Annotated in this window: 12 protein-coding genes; 6 read left to right on the plus strand and 6 right to left on the minus strand. The window is 65.4% G+C overall.

What is annotated here, in order from left to right; translation table 11 throughout:
- Nucleotides 1–181: 181 nt before the first annotated feature.
- From ACTJKT_RS12090 to ACTJKT_RS12110, 5 genes are read left to right on the plus strand one after another with little or no spacing between them, the layout of a single operon-like run.
- Nucleotides 182–2,011 carry an extracellular solute-binding protein gene (locus tag ACTJKT_RS12090; protein ID WP_169913576.1) on the plus strand — a complete coding sequence of 610 codons (1,830 nt, stop codon included), beginning with the start codon at nt 182–184 and terminating at the stop codon, nt 2,009–2,011.
- A complete protein-coding gene (locus ACTJKT_RS12095) occupies nt 2,008–3,861 on the plus strand; it encodes an extracellular solute-binding protein (protein WP_440787234.1) in 1,854 nt (617 codons plus the stop codon). Before ACTJKT_RS12090 ends, ACTJKT_RS12095 begins: the two co-directional genes overlap by 4 nt.
- Nucleotide 3,862: 1 nt before the next feature.
- Nucleotides 3,863–4,936, plus strand: coding sequence for a microcin C ABC transporter permease YejB (locus ACTJKT_RS12100; RefSeq protein WP_097303228.1), 1,074 nt, complete (start codon nt 3,863–3,865; stop codon nt 4,934–4,936).
- A gap of 1 nt (nt 4,937) precedes the next feature.
- Nucleotides 4,938–5,957 carry an ABC transporter permease gene (locus ACTJKT_RS12105; RefSeq protein WP_085531098.1) on the plus strand — a complete coding sequence of 340 codons (1,020 nt, stop codon included), beginning with the start codon at nt 4,938–4,940 and terminating at the stop codon, nt 5,955–5,957.
- A 1-nt stretch (nt 5,958) separates the two neighbouring features.
- Nucleotides 5,959–7,569 carry an ABC transporter ATP-binding protein gene (locus ACTJKT_RS12110; protein WP_440787235.1) on the plus strand — a complete coding sequence of 537 codons (1,611 nt, stop codon included), beginning with the start codon at nt 5,959–5,961 and terminating at the stop codon, nt 7,567–7,569.
- 111 nt (nt 7,570–7,680) lie between these two features.
- Here the strand turns inward: ACTJKT_RS12110 and ACTJKT_RS12115 are convergent, their stop codons facing one another.
- Nucleotides 7,681–8,049, minus strand: a complete 369-nt coding sequence (locus ACTJKT_RS12115) for an antibiotic biosynthesis monooxygenase family protein (RefSeq protein WP_440787236.1) — start codon at nt 8,047–8,049, stop codon at nt 7,681–7,683.
- Between the two features lie 101 nt (nt 8,050–8,150).
- Here ACTJKT_RS12115 and ACTJKT_RS12120 point away from each other — a divergent pair, with 101 nt between their 5' ends.
- On the plus strand, nt 8,151–8,621 hold the full coding sequence (locus ACTJKT_RS12120) for a MarR family winged helix-turn-helix transcriptional regulator (RefSeq protein ID WP_440787237.1): 471 nt from the start codon (nt 8,151–8,153) through the stop codon (nt 8,619–8,621).
- Nucleotides 8,622–8,649: 28 nt separating this feature from the next.
- Here ACTJKT_RS12120 and ACTJKT_RS12125 read toward each other — a convergent pair whose 3' ends face one another.
- The 5 genes from ACTJKT_RS12125 to ACTJKT_RS12145 form a co-directional block, all read right to left on the minus strand.
- A complete protein-coding gene (locus ACTJKT_RS12125) occupies nt 8,650–9,255 on the minus strand; it encodes a GGDEF domain-containing protein (RefSeq protein ID WP_440787238.1) in 606 nt (201 codons plus the stop codon).
- 91 nt (nt 9,256–9,346) lie between these two features.
- Nucleotides 9,347–9,925, minus strand: coding sequence for a hypothetical protein (locus ACTJKT_RS12130; RefSeq protein WP_440787239.1), 579 nt, complete (start codon nt 9,923–9,925; stop codon nt 9,347–9,349).
- A 1-nt stretch (nt 9,926) separates the two neighbouring features.
- The gene (locus ACTJKT_RS12135; protein WP_440787240.1) at nt 9,927–12,074 is read right to left on the minus strand and encodes a molybdopterin cofactor-binding domain-containing protein; all 2,148 of its coding nucleotides are present in this window, start codon (nt 12,072–12,074) and stop codon (nt 9,927–9,929) included.
- 23 nt (nt 12,075–12,097) lie between these two features.
- Nucleotides 12,098–12,553, minus strand: a complete 456-nt coding sequence (locus tag ACTJKT_RS12140; protein ID WP_023966162.1) for a (2Fe-2S)-binding protein — start codon at nt 12,551–12,553, stop codon at nt 12,098–12,100.
- A gap of 188 nt (nt 12,554–12,741) precedes the next feature.
- Nucleotides 12,742–13,587, minus strand: a complete 846-nt coding sequence (locus tag ACTJKT_RS12145; protein WP_440787241.1) for an oxidoreductase — start codon at nt 13,585–13,587, stop codon at nt 12,742–12,744.
- Between the last annotated feature and the right edge of the window lie 106 nt (nt 13,588–13,693).

Below are 13,693 nucleotides of genomic sequence, written 5' to 3' on the forward strand. Positions count from 1 at the left end.
GAAGATCCCCACGACCGTTCCGGTCGATCGCAGCCTTCGGTAGCGGCTACGGATTGCGCTGTATCCAGCGGCGGCAAGCAAATGTCGTGACCGGCCCGGGGCGGCCTTTTTCCTGCCGATACAAGCTGTTACTGTACGGAGCATAAAAAGCCCAAGCCGCCTGGATCGGATCTCTGACTTGATGCGTCCCCTCCTCCTGTCCCTAATCAGTCTGGCCTTGAGCTTTCCCGCAAGCGCAACGATCACTGAAAGCCATGGTTACGCGCAGTTCGGCACGCTCAAGTACCCCGCCAAGTTCACCCATTACGACTGGGTCAACCCCGCCGCGCCCAAAGGCGGGACCTTGCGGGTCATGGCGTTTGGCACCTTCGACACCCTCAACCCCTACACCTTCAAGGGCAGCAGCCCGGTTTCCACGCCCAACTTCCTACAATACGGGGTCAACGAGCTGAACGAGCCGCTGATGGTCGGCACCGGCCAGTACGCGCCGTCCGGCGACGAGCCGACTTCCAGCTACGGCCTGATCGCCCGTTCCGTCGAATACAGCGAAGACCGCAGCTGGGTGGTGTTCAACCTGCGCCCCGAGGCGCGCTTTCACGATGGCAAGCCGATCACCGCCTACGATGTGGCGTTTTCCTATCGGCTGCTGCTCAAGGAAGGCCACCCGCAATACCGCACCAACCTGCAGGAAGTGCAGCGGGTGGACATCCTTGGCCCGCAGCGCATCCGCTTCGTGTTCAAGCGCTCCGGCAACCCGCTGCTGATCCTGCGCCTGGGCGAGTTGCCAGTGCTGCCGCAGCACTACTGGAAAGACCGCGACTTCAAGGCCACCACCTTCGAGCCACCGCTGGGCAGCGGCCCCTACCGCATCACCCGGGTGCAGCCGGGGCGCTCGCTGCTGTTCGAGCGGGTCAAGGACTACTGGGGCAAGGACCTGCCGGTCAATCGCGGCTTCAACAACTTCAACAAGGTCGCGGTGGAGTTCTACCGTGACAGCGACGTCGCCTTCGAAGCCTTCAAGGCCGGCGAGTTCGACATCTACATCGAACACCAGGCGAAGAACTGGGCCAACGGCTACAACTTTCCCGCGGTCAACCGCGGCGACATCATCAAGGCCCAGGTGGCGCACCAGATCCCGACCCAGACCCAGGGCCTGTTCATGAACAGCCGCCGGGCGATCTTCGCCGACCGCAAGGTGCGCGAAGCCCTGGGCCTGATGTTCGACTTCGAGTGGACCAACCGCACCCTGTTCAGCGGCGCCTACAAGCGCGCGACCAGCTACTACCCGAACAGCGAGTTCTCCGCCACGGGCCTGCCGGTCGGCCATGAATGGCTGCTGCTCTCGCCCTACCGCGAGCAGTTGCCCGCCAGCCTGTTCACCCAGCCCTTCAGCCTGCCGCAGACCGACGGCCGCGGCATCCCGCGGGCGACCCTGCGCCAGGCCCTGGGCCTGCTCGCCGAAGCCGGCTGGAAGCTCAACGGCCAGCGCCTGCTCGACAGCAACGGGCAACCGCTGCGCTTCGAGCTGCTGCTGGTCAACCCGAACCTGGAACGGATCCTCCAGCCCTACGTCGAGAACCTGGCCAGCATCGGCATCGACGCGCGCCTGCGCACCGTGGACCGCGCGCAGTACAAGCAGCGCCTGGACCAGTTCGATTTCGACATGATCCTCATGACCCTGAACCAGACCCTCAGCCCGGGCCTGGAGCAATGGCAGTACTTCCACTCCAGCCAGGTCGGGGTCAAGGGCAGCAAGAACTACGCAGGCATCAACAACCCCATCGTCGATCACCTGCTGGAACACCTGCTCGCCGCACACAGCCGCGACGAGCAACTGGCCGCCGGTCGGGCCCTGGATCGGGTGCTGCTGTGGCAGCACTACATCATCCCTAACTGGTACCTCAACTATCATCGTCTGGCGTACCGCAACCGGTTCGCCTTCGTCACCACGCCGCCCTACCAACTGGGCCTGAGCGCCTGGTGGCTGAAGTCCCTGGAGAAAGCCCAATGATGCCCCTGCGTGCCCTGCTCCCGTGGGCCGGCGGCGTGCTGCTGACGGGAATCGCCTGCCTCGCCCAGGCCGCCCCGCAACACGCCCTGACCCTGTACAACGAACCGCCGAAGTACCCGGCCAACTTCAAGCACTTCGACTACGTCAACCCGGACGCGCCCAAGGGCGGCACCTTCCGCGAGTCCGGTTTCGGTGGCTTCGACAGCCTCAACCCGTTCATCAATAAAGGCGTGCCGGCGGACAATATCGGCCTGATCTACGACACCCTGATGCGCCAGAGCCTGGACGAACCCTTCACCGAGTACGGCCTGATCGCCGGGCAGATCGAGAAGGCCCCGGACAACAGCTGGGTGCGTTTCTACCTGCGCCCCGAGGCGCGCTTCCACGACGGCCACCCGATCCGTGCCGAAGACGTGGTGTTCAGCTTCCAGACCCTGATGAAGGCCGGCGCGCCGATGTACCGCGGCTACTACGCCGACGTCGAAGACGTGATCGCCGAAGACCCGCTCAAGGTGCTGTTCAAGTTCAAGCACACCAACAATCGCGAACTGCCGCTGATTCTCGGGCAGCTGTCGATACTGCCCAAGCACTGGTGGGAACACCGCGACTTTTCCAAGGGCAACCTGGAAATCCCCCTCGGCAGCGGGCCGTACAAGGTGATCGAGGTCAAGGCCGGGCGCTCGGTGCGCTACGAACGAGTCAAGGACTACTGGGGCAAGGACCTGCCGATCAACCGCGGCCAGTTCAACTTCGACGTCATGGCCACCGACTATTACCGCGACAACACCGTGGCCCTGGAAGCCCTCAAGGCCGGCCAGTTCGACTACTGGCTGGAAACCAGCGCGAAGAACTGGGCCAATGCCTACAACATCCCGGCCGTGACCGAAGGCCGGCTGATCAAGGAACAGATCCCCAACGGCAACCCCACCGGCATGCAGGGCTTCGTCTACAACCTCCGCCGCCCGCTGTTCCAGGATGTACGGGTGCGCAAGGCCCTGAGCCTGCTGCTGGACTTCGAGTGGACCAACAAGCAACTGTTCAACGGCGCCTACACCCGCACCCGCAGCTACTTCGAGAACTCGGAAATGGCCGCCACCGGCCTGCCCGACGCCGACGAACTGCAGATCCTCGAACCGCTACGCGGCAAGATTCCCGACCAGGTCTTCACTGAAGCCTTCCAGCCCTCGGTGTGCGATGGCAGCGGCATGATCCGCGCCCAGCAGCGCCATGCCTACCAGCTGTTGCAGGAAGCCGGCTGGCGCATCGTCGACGACAAGATGGTCGACGCCCAGGGCAAGCCGGTGGTGATCGAGTTCCTGCTGGCCCAGACCGAGTTCGAGCGCGTGCTGCTGCCGTTCAAGCGCAACCTCGCGGACCTCGGGATCGACCTGGTGATCCGCCGGGTCGACGTTTCCCAGTACATCAACCGCCTGCGCTCGCGGGACTTCGACATGGTGGTCGGCGGCTTCCCGCAATCGAGTTCGCCCGGCAACGAGCAGCGCGAATACTGGCAGTCCTCCAGCGCCGACAACCCCGGCAGCCGCAACTTCATCGGCCTCAAGGACCCGACCATCGATGCCCTGGTGGAAGACCTGATCAACGCCGACTCGCGCAAGAGCCTGGTGGCCCATGCCCGTGCCCTCGACCGGGTGCTGCAATGGGGCTACTACGTGATCCCCAACTGGCACATCAAGACCTCGCGCGTGGCCTACTGGGACCATATCGGCCACCCCAAGGTCTCGCCCAAATATGACATCGGCATCCAGACCTGGTGGATCAAGCCCGACGCCAAGCCGGCCGTGACTCCGGACACCCACTCGCAGGCCGCCCCCGCCGGCGTGGAGCAATAAGATGCTGGCTTACATTCTGCGACGACTGCTGCTGATCATCCCTACCCTGTTCGGCATCCTGCTGATCAACTTCGTGATCATCCAGGCCGCCCCCGGCGGCCCGGTGGAACAGATGATCGCCAAGCTCGAGGGTTTCGAGGGCGCCACCAGCCGCATCGCCGGCGGCGGCGCCGAAGTCTCGGTGGCCGGTTCCAGCTACCGTGGCGCCCAGGGCCTGGACCCGGCCCTGGTCAAGGAAATCGAGAAGATGTACGGCTTCGACAAGTCGGCGCCGGAACGCCTGTGGATCATGATCAAGAACTACGCCACCCTGGATTTCGGCGACAGCTTCTTCCGCGACGCCAAGGTGGTCGACCTGATCCGCGAGAAACTCCCGGTGTCCATTTCCCTGGGGCTGTGGAGCACCCTGATCATGTACCTGGTGTCGATCCCCCTGGGGATCGCCAAGGCCACCCGCCACGGCAGCCACTTCGACGTCTGGACCAGTTCGGCGATCATCGTCGGCTATGCGATCCCGGCGTTCCTGTTCGCCATCCTGCTGATCGTGATGTTCGCCGGCGGCAGTTATTTCGACTGGTTCCCGCTGCGCGGCCTGACCTCGAACAACTTCGACCAGCTGAGCTGGGGCGGCAAGATCCTCGACTACTTCTGGCACCTGGCGCTGCCGGTGACCGCCCTGGTGATCGGCAACTTCGCCACCATGACCCTGCTGACCAAGAACAGCTTCCTCGACGAGATCAACAAGCAGTACGTGATCACCGCCAGGGCCAAGGGCCTGACCAGGCGCCGCGTGCTGTACGGCCATGTGTTCCGCAACGCCATGCTGCTGGTGATCGCCGGCTTCCCCTCGGCCTTCATCGGCATCTTCTTTACCGGATCCTTGCTGGTGGAGGTGATCTTCTCCCTCGACGGCCTGGGCCTGATGAGCTTCGAGGCGGCGATCAACCGCGACTATCCGGTGGTGTTCGGCACCCTGTTCATCTTCACCCTGCTGGGGCTGGTGGTGAAACTGATTGGCGATTTGACCTACACCCTGGTCGACCCACGCATCGACTTCGAAAGCCGGGAGCATTGAGATGAACCTGTCCCCCCTCAATCGCCGGCGCTTCGAGCTGTTCAAGGCCAACAAGCGCGGCTGGTGGTCGCTGTGGCTGTTCCTGATCCTGTTCGGTCTGAGCCTGGGCGCCGAGCTGATCGCCAACGACAAGCCGCTGGTGGTGCACTACGACGACGGCTGGTACTTCCCGGCGCTCAAGCGCTACCCGGAAACCACCTTCGGCGGCGAATTCCCCCTGGAGGCCAACTACAAGAGCCCGTACATCCGCGAGCTGCTGGCGGCCAAGGACGCCTGGGTGCTGTGGGCGCCGATCCCCTTCAGCTACCAGAGCATCAACTACGACCTGAAAGTCCCGGCCCCCGCGCCGCCCTCGGCGGACAACCTGCTGGGCACCGACGACCAGGGCCGCGATGTGCTGGCGCGGGTGATCTACGGCTTCCGGGTGTCGGTGCTGTTCGCCCTGACCCTGACCATCCTCAGCTCGATCATCGGCGTCATCGCCGGGGCGCTGCAGGGCTTCTATGGCGGCTGGGTCGACCTGGCCGGGCAGCGTTTCCTGGAAATCTGGTCGGGGCTGCCGGTGCTGTACCTGCTGATCATTCTCGCCAGCTTCGTGCAGCCGAACTTCTGGTGGCTGCTGGGGATCATGCTGCTGTTCTCCTGGATGAGCCTGGTGGACGTGGTGCGCGCCGAGTTCCTGCGCGGGCGCAACCTGGAATACGTGCGCGCCGCCCGCGCCCTGGGCATGCAGAACGGCGCGATCATGTTCCGCCATATCCTGCCCAACGCCATGGTCTCGACCATGACCTTCATGCCGTTCATCCTCACCGGCGCCATCGGCACCCTGACCGCCCTCGACTTCCTCGGTTTCGGCCTGCCGCCCGGCGCGCCGTCCCTGGGCGAACTGGTGGCCCAGGGCAAATCCAACCTGCAGGCGCCGTGGCTGGGCATCAGTGCCTTCGCCGTACTGGCGATCATGTTGAGCCTGCTGGTATTCATCGGCGAGTCCGCTCGCGATGCCTTCGACCCGAGGAAATGAGATGAATCAGGACAATCTGATCGAAGTTCGCGACCTCGCCGTCGAGTTTGTCGTCGGCGAACACCAGCAGCGGGTGGTCGAGGGCATCAGCTTCGACATCAAGCGCGGCGAAACCCTGGCCCTGGTGGGCGAAAGCGGCTCCGGCAAGTCGGTGACCGCGCACTCGATCCTGCGCCTGCTGCCCTACCCGCTGGCCCGCCACCCGTCCGGGACCATCCAGTACGCCGGCCAGGATCTGCTGACCCAGAAAGAGAAGACCCTGCGCCATATCCGCGGCAACCGCATCGCCATGATCTTCCAGGAGCCGATGACCTCGCTCAACCCGCTGCACAGCATCGAGAAGCAGATCAACGAGGTGCTGGGCCTGCACAAGGGCCTGACCGGCAAGATCGCCACCCAGCGCACCCTGGAGCTGCTGGAGTTGGTGGGCATCCCCGAGCCGCACAAGCGCCTCAAGGCCCTGCCCCACGAGCTGTCCGGCGGCCAGCGGCAACGGGTAATGATCGCCATGGCCCTGGCCAACGAGCCGGAGCTGCTGATCGCCGACGAGCCGACCACCGCCCTCGACGTCACCGTGCAGTTGAAGATCCTCGAGCTGCTCAAGGAACTGCAGGCGCGCCTGGGCATGGCCTTGCTGCTGATCAGTCACGACCTCAACCTGGTCCGGCGCATCGCCCACCGCGTCTGCGTGATGCAGCGCGGCTGCATCGTCGAGCAGGCGCCTTGCGAAGAGCTGTTCCGCGCACCGCAGCATCCCTACACCCGCGAACTGCTGGCGGCCGAACCCAGCGGCAAACCGGCGACCAATGTAGTCGGCCCACCGCTGTTGCAGGTCGAGGACCTGAAGGTCTGGTTCCCGATCAAGAAAGGCCTGCTGCGTCACACCGTCGACCATGTGAAGGCGGTGGACGGCATCAATTTCAGCCTGCCCCAGGGCCAGACCCTGGGCATTGTCGGCGAAAGCGGCTCGGGCAAATCCACCCTGGGCCTGGCGATCCTGCGGCTGATCGGCAGCAAGGGCGCCATCCGCTTCGAAGGCAAGCAGCTGGACTGCCTGTCGCAGCAGCAGGTGCGGCCGTTGCGCCGAGAGATGCAGGTGGTGTTCCAGGACCCCTTCGGCAGCCTCAGCCCGCGCATGTGCGTGAGCCAGATCGTCGGCGAAGGGCTGCGCATCCACAAGATCGGCACCGCCGCCGAGCAGGAACAGGCGATCATCGAAGCGCTCAAGGAAGTGGGGCTCGACCCGGAAACCCGGCACCGCTACCCCCACGAGTTCTCCGGCGGCCAGCGCCAGCGTATCGCCATCGCCCGCGCCCTGGTGCTCAAGCCGGCGCTGATCCTGCTGGACGAGCCGACCTCGGCCCTCGACCGCACCGTGCAGCGCCAGGTGGTGGAGCTGCTGCGCAAGCTGCAGGCCAAGTACAACCTGACCTACCTCTTCATCAGCCACGACCTGGCGGTGGTCAAGGCCCTGAGCCACCAGTTGATGGTGGTCAAGCATGGCCAGGTGGTGGAACAGGGCGACGCGCAGAACATCTTTGCCGCGCCCCAGCACCCCTACACCCGGCAGTTGCTGGAGGCCGCCTTCCTGGTGCCGGCCAGCGAGGCATGAATGCGCGGTTGGCCTGCTGTCACCGGGCGACGGCCAGCAGGCCGGGCGCGGATGCAGCAGTGGCCGGCAAGCGCCTCACGGCTGCAACCACCTGGGCCGGGTGTCGGCCTCCTAGGCGACGCAGATGCCCGGGACCGCGACCTTCTGGAACAGATGTGGGGAAGCGACCGCGGAGGACGGATAGTGCGAGAGCTTGGCCCTGAACTCCGGATGCACGAAGGCCGCCCGGAAATGCGCGTTGGACTCCCAGACCGCGTAATTGAGATAGGTCGGGCTTTCGCCGATGGCGCGATGCAGCTGGGTGGAAATGAACCCCGGCTGTTGCTTCATGAAGCAGGCATCGTCTTGCCAGGCCTGCAGGAAGGTCGGCTCGTCGGCCTGGTCCAGGGTGAAGACGTTGATCAGGATGACCGGCGAGGCTTCCAGCGTAATCTGGCGGTCGATCGGAAAGGCGGGGTCCATAGGGCGAATGAGAGGCATGGCAAGCTCCAGGTGTGAGGGCTGAATTCGTAACCACATTGCAATATTGACATCATGATGTCAATGTCCCTGAAGAATCACTTTGTCTGGATAACCACGTTATGCACGAACCTGAACCCACCCCGGCCGGGGCCGCCCTGACCGACTTCATTCTGAGTATGTTCCGGGCCAGCAACCTGACGCTGGCCTGGGGCGACCGGATAGTCGCGCCCCTCGGGCTGACCAGCGCCCGCTGGCAAATTCTGGGCGCGATCGTGGCGGCGGAGCGCCCGCAGCCGGTCGCCTGGCTCGCTCGGGACCTGGAGGCCAACCGGCAGAACGTCCAGCGCATCGTCAACGACCTGGCGAAGGAAGGGCTGGTGACATTCCAGCCCAATCCGCATCACCGGCGCGCGCAGCTCGTGACGCTGACAGACAAGGGCACGACAGCCTTCAACGAGGCCATCGGTCTGTACACTCCGCTGGTCAACGAGCTGTCGGCCGGACTTGAGGTTGAAGATATTCAAACGGCCCTGCGCGTGATCACCGAGCTGCGCAACAGGCTCCAAGGGCAGACCGACACCGAGCAATGACCAGCCGTATCGCGATATCGGTCCAGCATCACGCCTTCAACGGCCCGAGCCCCGGCCTGCTCATGGACTTGTCGGCGTCCGCCAGCAAGGTTTCCACATCGGCCGGCCGGGCCGGATCGAACTCGATCTGGCCGATGCTGAAGCAGATGTCGTAAATGCACTGCTGGGTGGCCGTGCGCTCGTCGAGGATGGCCTGCAGGCGGGTGATGATCGCCAGTTTTTCCACCCGTTCCGAGCCGGTCAGCAGTACCGCGAAACGCTGGTACTCCAGATGCCCGACCACGTCGCTCTCGCGAAAGGCGATGCGCAGGCCGTCGGCGAAGGTTCTCAGCGCCGCCTCGCCTTCGTCCGGCCCGTAAGCGCGGGCGATACGGTAGATATCGTCGAGATCGAACAGCAGCAAGGTCGCCGGGCAGTTCAGGTCCTTGCAGGCCTGCAACGCATCGCCGGCCAGCACCGCGAAGCCGTGGGGGTTGGGCAGCAGGGTCAGTTTATCGAGGTTGGCTACCTGCACCGCGGCCAGCTCCTGCTCGGCCCGGCGGCTCTGATCGCGCAACAGTTGCCGGGACGGGTCGTCCGCCTCCGGGGATGGCACCTGGTCCGGTGCCTGGACAGGCTTGTCTGGGGAAAACATCGCACACTCCATTGGCGGGAATCACCTATAGAGCTTAGTTGCCGAGGCCTGTGACTGCCCTGCAACCAGCCCTCCCTGGGGGCCCCTGGCGTCAACTTCCGACCGCCGGACAGGGTCCGCCCGCCTCGGCCCAGAGTTTGAACTGGCTGACGAACACCTCGTGGGGCACCGGTACCGGCGCGCGGTTGCCGCCGGGGTTCCAGCCCCAGAGCACCAGCTTGTCTTCGCTGACATGCTTGATCAGCGCGGCAAAGTCACGGTCGCCGTTGCTGGCCTTGTCCTTGATCATCTGGCACAGGCGGTCGCCCGGCAGGCCGATCCAGGCCATCTTGTGCGCCGCCGGCGGCAGGCTCCAGTGCGGCGCCCCCGGTGGCATGTGCGGGCCGTAGCTGGCCGGCGGGTTGCTTGTGCCATGGCAGGTGGCGCACGGCAGCCCCGCCGCGCCCTTGCCGTCCAGGCCACGGACCACGGCCATGGCATGGGGCGTGCCGGCGTCGAACTGCAAGGGCGCATCCCCGGGAATGTGGCAGTTCTGGCAGCGCGGGCTCTGGAACACCTTCTGCACCGTCGCGAACGCCGCCAGCGCCGGTTCATCGGCGGCGAACAGGTCCGAGGCATAACCGCCCAGGCCGACCAGGATCAGCGCGCCGAGCAACAGGTGGCGTTTCATCTCACACCCCCGCCAGTTGCAGCGGCAACTCGCGCAGGCGCTGACCGGTCAGGGCGAACACCGCGTTGGCCACCGCCGGCGCCGTGGGCGGCACGCCCGCCTCGCCGATACCGCCGGGTTTGTCGGTGCTGGCGACTATATGCACCTCGACCTGGGGCATCTCGTTCAGGCGCAACACCTGGAAGTCGTGATAGTTGGACTGCACCACCCGGCCGTCCTTGAAGGAAATGCGGCTGTGCAGGGCCATGCCCAGGCCGAAGGTGATGCCCGACTCCATCTGCGCGGCAATGCTCTGCGGGTTCACCGCGATGCCGCAATCCACCGCGCAGACCACCCGATGCACGCGAATCCGCTCGGCCTCCTGGGACACCTCGACCACCTGCGCCACGTAGCTGCCGAAGGACTCGTGCACCGCGACGCCCAAGGCATGCCCGTTGGGCACGGGCTTGCCCCAACTCGCCTTCTGCACCGCCAGGTTGAGCACGCCCAGGTGCCGCGGGTGATCCTTGAGCAAGATCCGGCGGTACTCCACCGGGTCCTTGCCCACCGCGTCGGCCATCTCGTCGATCAACGACTCGACGACGAACGCGGTATGGGTGTGGCCCACGGAGCGCATCCACAGCACGGTGATGCCGGTCATCGGCGAATGCAGGTCGACCCTGTGGTTCGGCGTGCCCTTCAGGTAAGGCCCGTCCGCCAGGCCCTCGACCGAGGTGTTATCGATACCGTTCTTGACGAAGCTGGCCTCGAACGAGGTGCCGGCCATGATCGACTGCCCCACCAGCACATGCTGCCAGGCCAGCGGCAGGCCCTGGGCGTCCAGGCCGACCTGCGCCTGATGCAGGAACGCCGAACGGAAATAGCCGCCGCGCACATCGTCTTCCCGCGACCAGACGGTTTTCACCGGGGCTGCGGCGGCCTTGGCCACCTCCACCGCTTCGCTGACGAAGTCCGAGGTGGGGTTGGCCCGGCGGCCGAAACCGCCGCCCAGGAATTGCGTGTGGATCTGCACCTGTTCCGGCTTGAGCCCGGTGATCTTCGCCGCGACCATCTGGTCCAGGGTCTGGAACTGGGTGCCGGTCCAGATCTCGCACTTATCGGCGCCGATGCGCACCGTGCAGTTGAGCGGCTCCATCGGCGCATGGGCCAGGTAGGGCACGCTGTATTCGGCCTTGATCACCTGTGTCGCCTTGGCCATGCTCCCGGCCGCATCGCCAGCCTCGGCCGCCTTGGTCCCGGGGGTCAGCGCCAGTTTGCGAAAGCTCTGCATCAGGCTTTCGCTGCTCATATTGGCGTTCGGCCCCAGGTCCCATTCGGCCTTGAGCGCGTCGCGCCCCTGCTTGGCCGCCCAGTAATGCTCGGCGACCACCGCCACGCCCGTGGGCACCTGGAGCACCTTGAGCACCCCGGGCACCGCCAGCGCCGCCTGGGGATCGAAGGACTTGAGGGTGCCGCCGAACACCGGCGAACGCAGGACCACGGCGGTCAGCAGGCCGTCGAAATACATGTCCATGCCGAATTGCGCACGGCCGGTGATTTTCTCCGGGGTATCCAGGCGCTTGGTCGGCTTGCCGATCAGCCGCCAGTCCTTGGCTTCCTTCAAGCGCAGCGAGGCTGGGTCCGGCACCGGCAGCTGCCCGGCGTCGTTGGCCAGGTCGCCGTAGCTCAGGCGCTGCTTCCCGGCCACCACCCAGCCCTGCTCGGTGTGCAGGGTCGAGGGCGCCACCTGCAGGCGCTTGGCCGCCGCCTCGATCAGCATCTGGCGGGCCGCAGCGCCGGCCTGGCGATAGCGGTCGAACTCCATCCAGGTCGAGGTCGAGCCGCCGGTGATCTGCATCCCGCCGAACGCCGGCAAGCCATACACCGCGGCGGCTGGCGCGTGCTCGACGCGGATCTTCGACCAGTCGGCATCCAGCTCCTCGGCGATCAGCATCGACAGCCCGGTCCAGATGCCCTGGCCCATTTCCGAATGGCCGAGCACCACGGTGACCACCCCGTCCGGGGCGATGCGCAAGAACGCATTGGGCACGAACTCTTCGCTTGCCGCCCGGGCAAAACGATTGGCCCCCGGGATGACAAACGCCACCACCAGCCCGCCGCCGAGCAGCGCGCCCCCTTTGAGAAATCCACGACGCGACGCAGTGATCATGCCTTGTCCCTCTTAATGCCGACTCAGCCGATTTCGGCGGCGCGTTTGACCGCCGCGCGGATCCTTGGGTAGGTGCCGCAGCGGCAGATATTGCCGGACAGCGCCTGGTCGATATCGCTGTCGGTGGGCGATGGGATCTTCGCCAGCAAGGCCGCGGCCGACATGATCTGCCCCGACTGGCAGTAACCGCACTGCACCACGTCCAGCTCGGCCCAGGCGCGCTGCACCGGGTGCGAACCGTCCGTCGACAGGCCTTCGATGGTGAGGATCTTCTGCCCATTGGCCACCGCCGCGGCCGGGGTCACGCAGGAACGCAGCGGCGCGCCGTCGACATGCACGGTGCAGGCGCCGCATTGCGCCATGCCGCAGCCGAACTTGGTGCCGGTCAGGTGCGCCACATCGCGCAGCACCCAGAGCAGCGGCATGTCCGCGGGCACCTCGAGCTGCTGGTCTTTGCCATTGATATTGAATGTCAACATGCAGAACTCCTCAGGCCGAGGGGGGACAGGATTCACGGGATCCTGGAGCGGCGTCGCTGTGGCCGAGGGCCTACGCGCGCCGCGAGGTTTTCCATACAGCTAAGCGCAGTTTGCCGAACAGGCCGGATTCTGCGACCGCCGGTCACGCCCAGGCCGCCCCGAACAAGGCGGCCGGGCGATGCGCAGTATCAGAAATCAGTGGAGGCCGACAGCGTCCGCCAGGTCGCGGTTTCCTGCTCGACGTAGGCGTTCTTCGCCGCGATGGCACCCAGGGTGTCGGTGCCCAGGGGCAGGCGCAGCGGCGGTTGCCCGGCTTCGACCAGGGCGATCATCGCCTGCGCCAGCTTGTCCGGGTCGCCCGGCTGCTGCTGGTTATAGGCCTTGGCCTGCTGGCGTACCTGGCCAACGGTGGCGCTGTAGTCGGCAATCGATGCCGGCGACTCCAGCAACGAATTGCCGTCGAGGAAATCGGTGCGGAAGTAGCCCGGCTCGACCACCGTGACCTTCACCCCCAAGGGCGCCAGCTCGCTGTGCAAGGCTTCGCTCAGGCCTTCGACGGCGAACTTGGTCGAGCAGTAGACGCCGTAGCCCGGCCCCGACTGATAGCCGCCGATCGACGAGATATTGATCACATGGCCGTTGCGGGCGGCACGCATGTGCGGCAGCACCCCGCGGGTGACATTGAGCAGGCCGAACACGTTGGTTTCATAGACCCGGCGGATCTCGTCGCTGCTGGCCTCCTCCACCGCGCCGAGCAGGCCGAAACCGGCGTTGTTGACCAGCACGTCGATACGGCCGAAACGCTCGACGGCCATCTGCGCCACGTCGCGGGCCTGGGCCTCGTCGGTGACATCCAGTTGCGCCGCCAGCAGGCCCGGCTGCGCGCCGAAACGCTCGATGAGCGACTGGGCATTGCGCGCGGTGGCCACCACCGCATCACCATGGGCCAGGGCCGCAGCGGTGATTTTTGCGCCGATGCCACGGGAAGCCCCGGTGATCAGCCAGACACGTTTGAAAGTCGTTTGCGAAGTCATGATCGGTACCTTGTGAGAAGTGGGTGAGCACAAGGTACGCAAGCGCATTGGCTGGAAAAATGGCCTCGTGCTACAAGCACTATGAACCTCTCTTTCATAATGGCCT

Source organism: Pseudomonas sp. 22526, assembly GCF_052044735.1.
In the GTDB taxonomy this organism is placed as follows: Bacteria; Pseudomonadota; Gammaproteobacteria; order Pseudomonadales; family Pseudomonadaceae; genus Aquipseudomonas; species Aquipseudomonas piscium.

Bases quoted from the DNA above. Each gene is read 5' to 3' on its own strand.
- ACTJKT_RS12095 (WP_440787234.1), top strand. From the start codon at position 2,008: ATGATGCCCCTGCGTGCCCTGCTCCCGTGGGCCGGCGGCGTGCTGCTG.
- ACTJKT_RS12110 (WP_440787235.1), top strand. From the start codon at position 5,959: ATGAATCAGGACAATCTGATCGAAGTTCGCGACCTCGCCGTCGAGTTT.
- ACTJKT_RS12130 (WP_440787239.1), bottom strand. From the start codon at position 9,925: ATGAAACGCCACCTGTTGCTCGGCGCGCTGATCCTGGTCGGCCTGGGC.
- ACTJKT_RS12145 (WP_440787241.1), bottom strand. From the start codon at position 13,587: ATGACTTCGCAAACGACTTTCAAACGTGTCTGGCTGATCACCGGGGCT.
- ACTJKT_RS12120 (WP_440787237.1), top strand. From the start codon at position 8,151: ATGCACGAACCTGAACCCACCCCGGCCGGGGCCGCCCTGACCGACTTC.
- ACTJKT_RS12135 (WP_440787240.1), bottom strand. From the start codon at position 12,074: ATGATCACTGCGTCGCGTCGTGGATTTCTCAAAGGGGGCGCGCTGCTC.
- ACTJKT_RS12105 (WP_085531098.1), top strand. From the start codon at position 4,938: ATGAACCTGTCCCCCCTCAATCGCCGGCGCTTCGAGCTGTTCAAGGCC.
- ACTJKT_RS12125 (WP_440787238.1), bottom strand. From the start codon at position 9,255: ATGTTTTCCCCAGACAAGCCTGTCCAGGCACCGGACCAGGTGCCATCC.
- ACTJKT_RS12140 (WP_023966162.1), bottom strand. From the start codon at position 12,553: ATGTTGACATTCAATATCAATGGCAAAGACCAGCAGCTCGAGGTGCCC.
- ACTJKT_RS12115 (WP_440787236.1), bottom strand. From the start codon at position 8,049: ATGCCTCTCATTCGCCCTATGGACCCCGCCTTTCCGATCGACCGCCAG.
- ACTJKT_RS12090 (WP_169913576.1), top strand. From the start codon at position 182: ATGCGTCCCCTCCTCCTGTCCCTAATCAGTCTGGCCTTGAGCTTTCCC.
- ACTJKT_RS12100 (WP_097303228.1), top strand. From the start codon at position 3,863: ATGCTGGCTTACATTCTGCGACGACTGCTGCTGATCATCCCTACCCTG.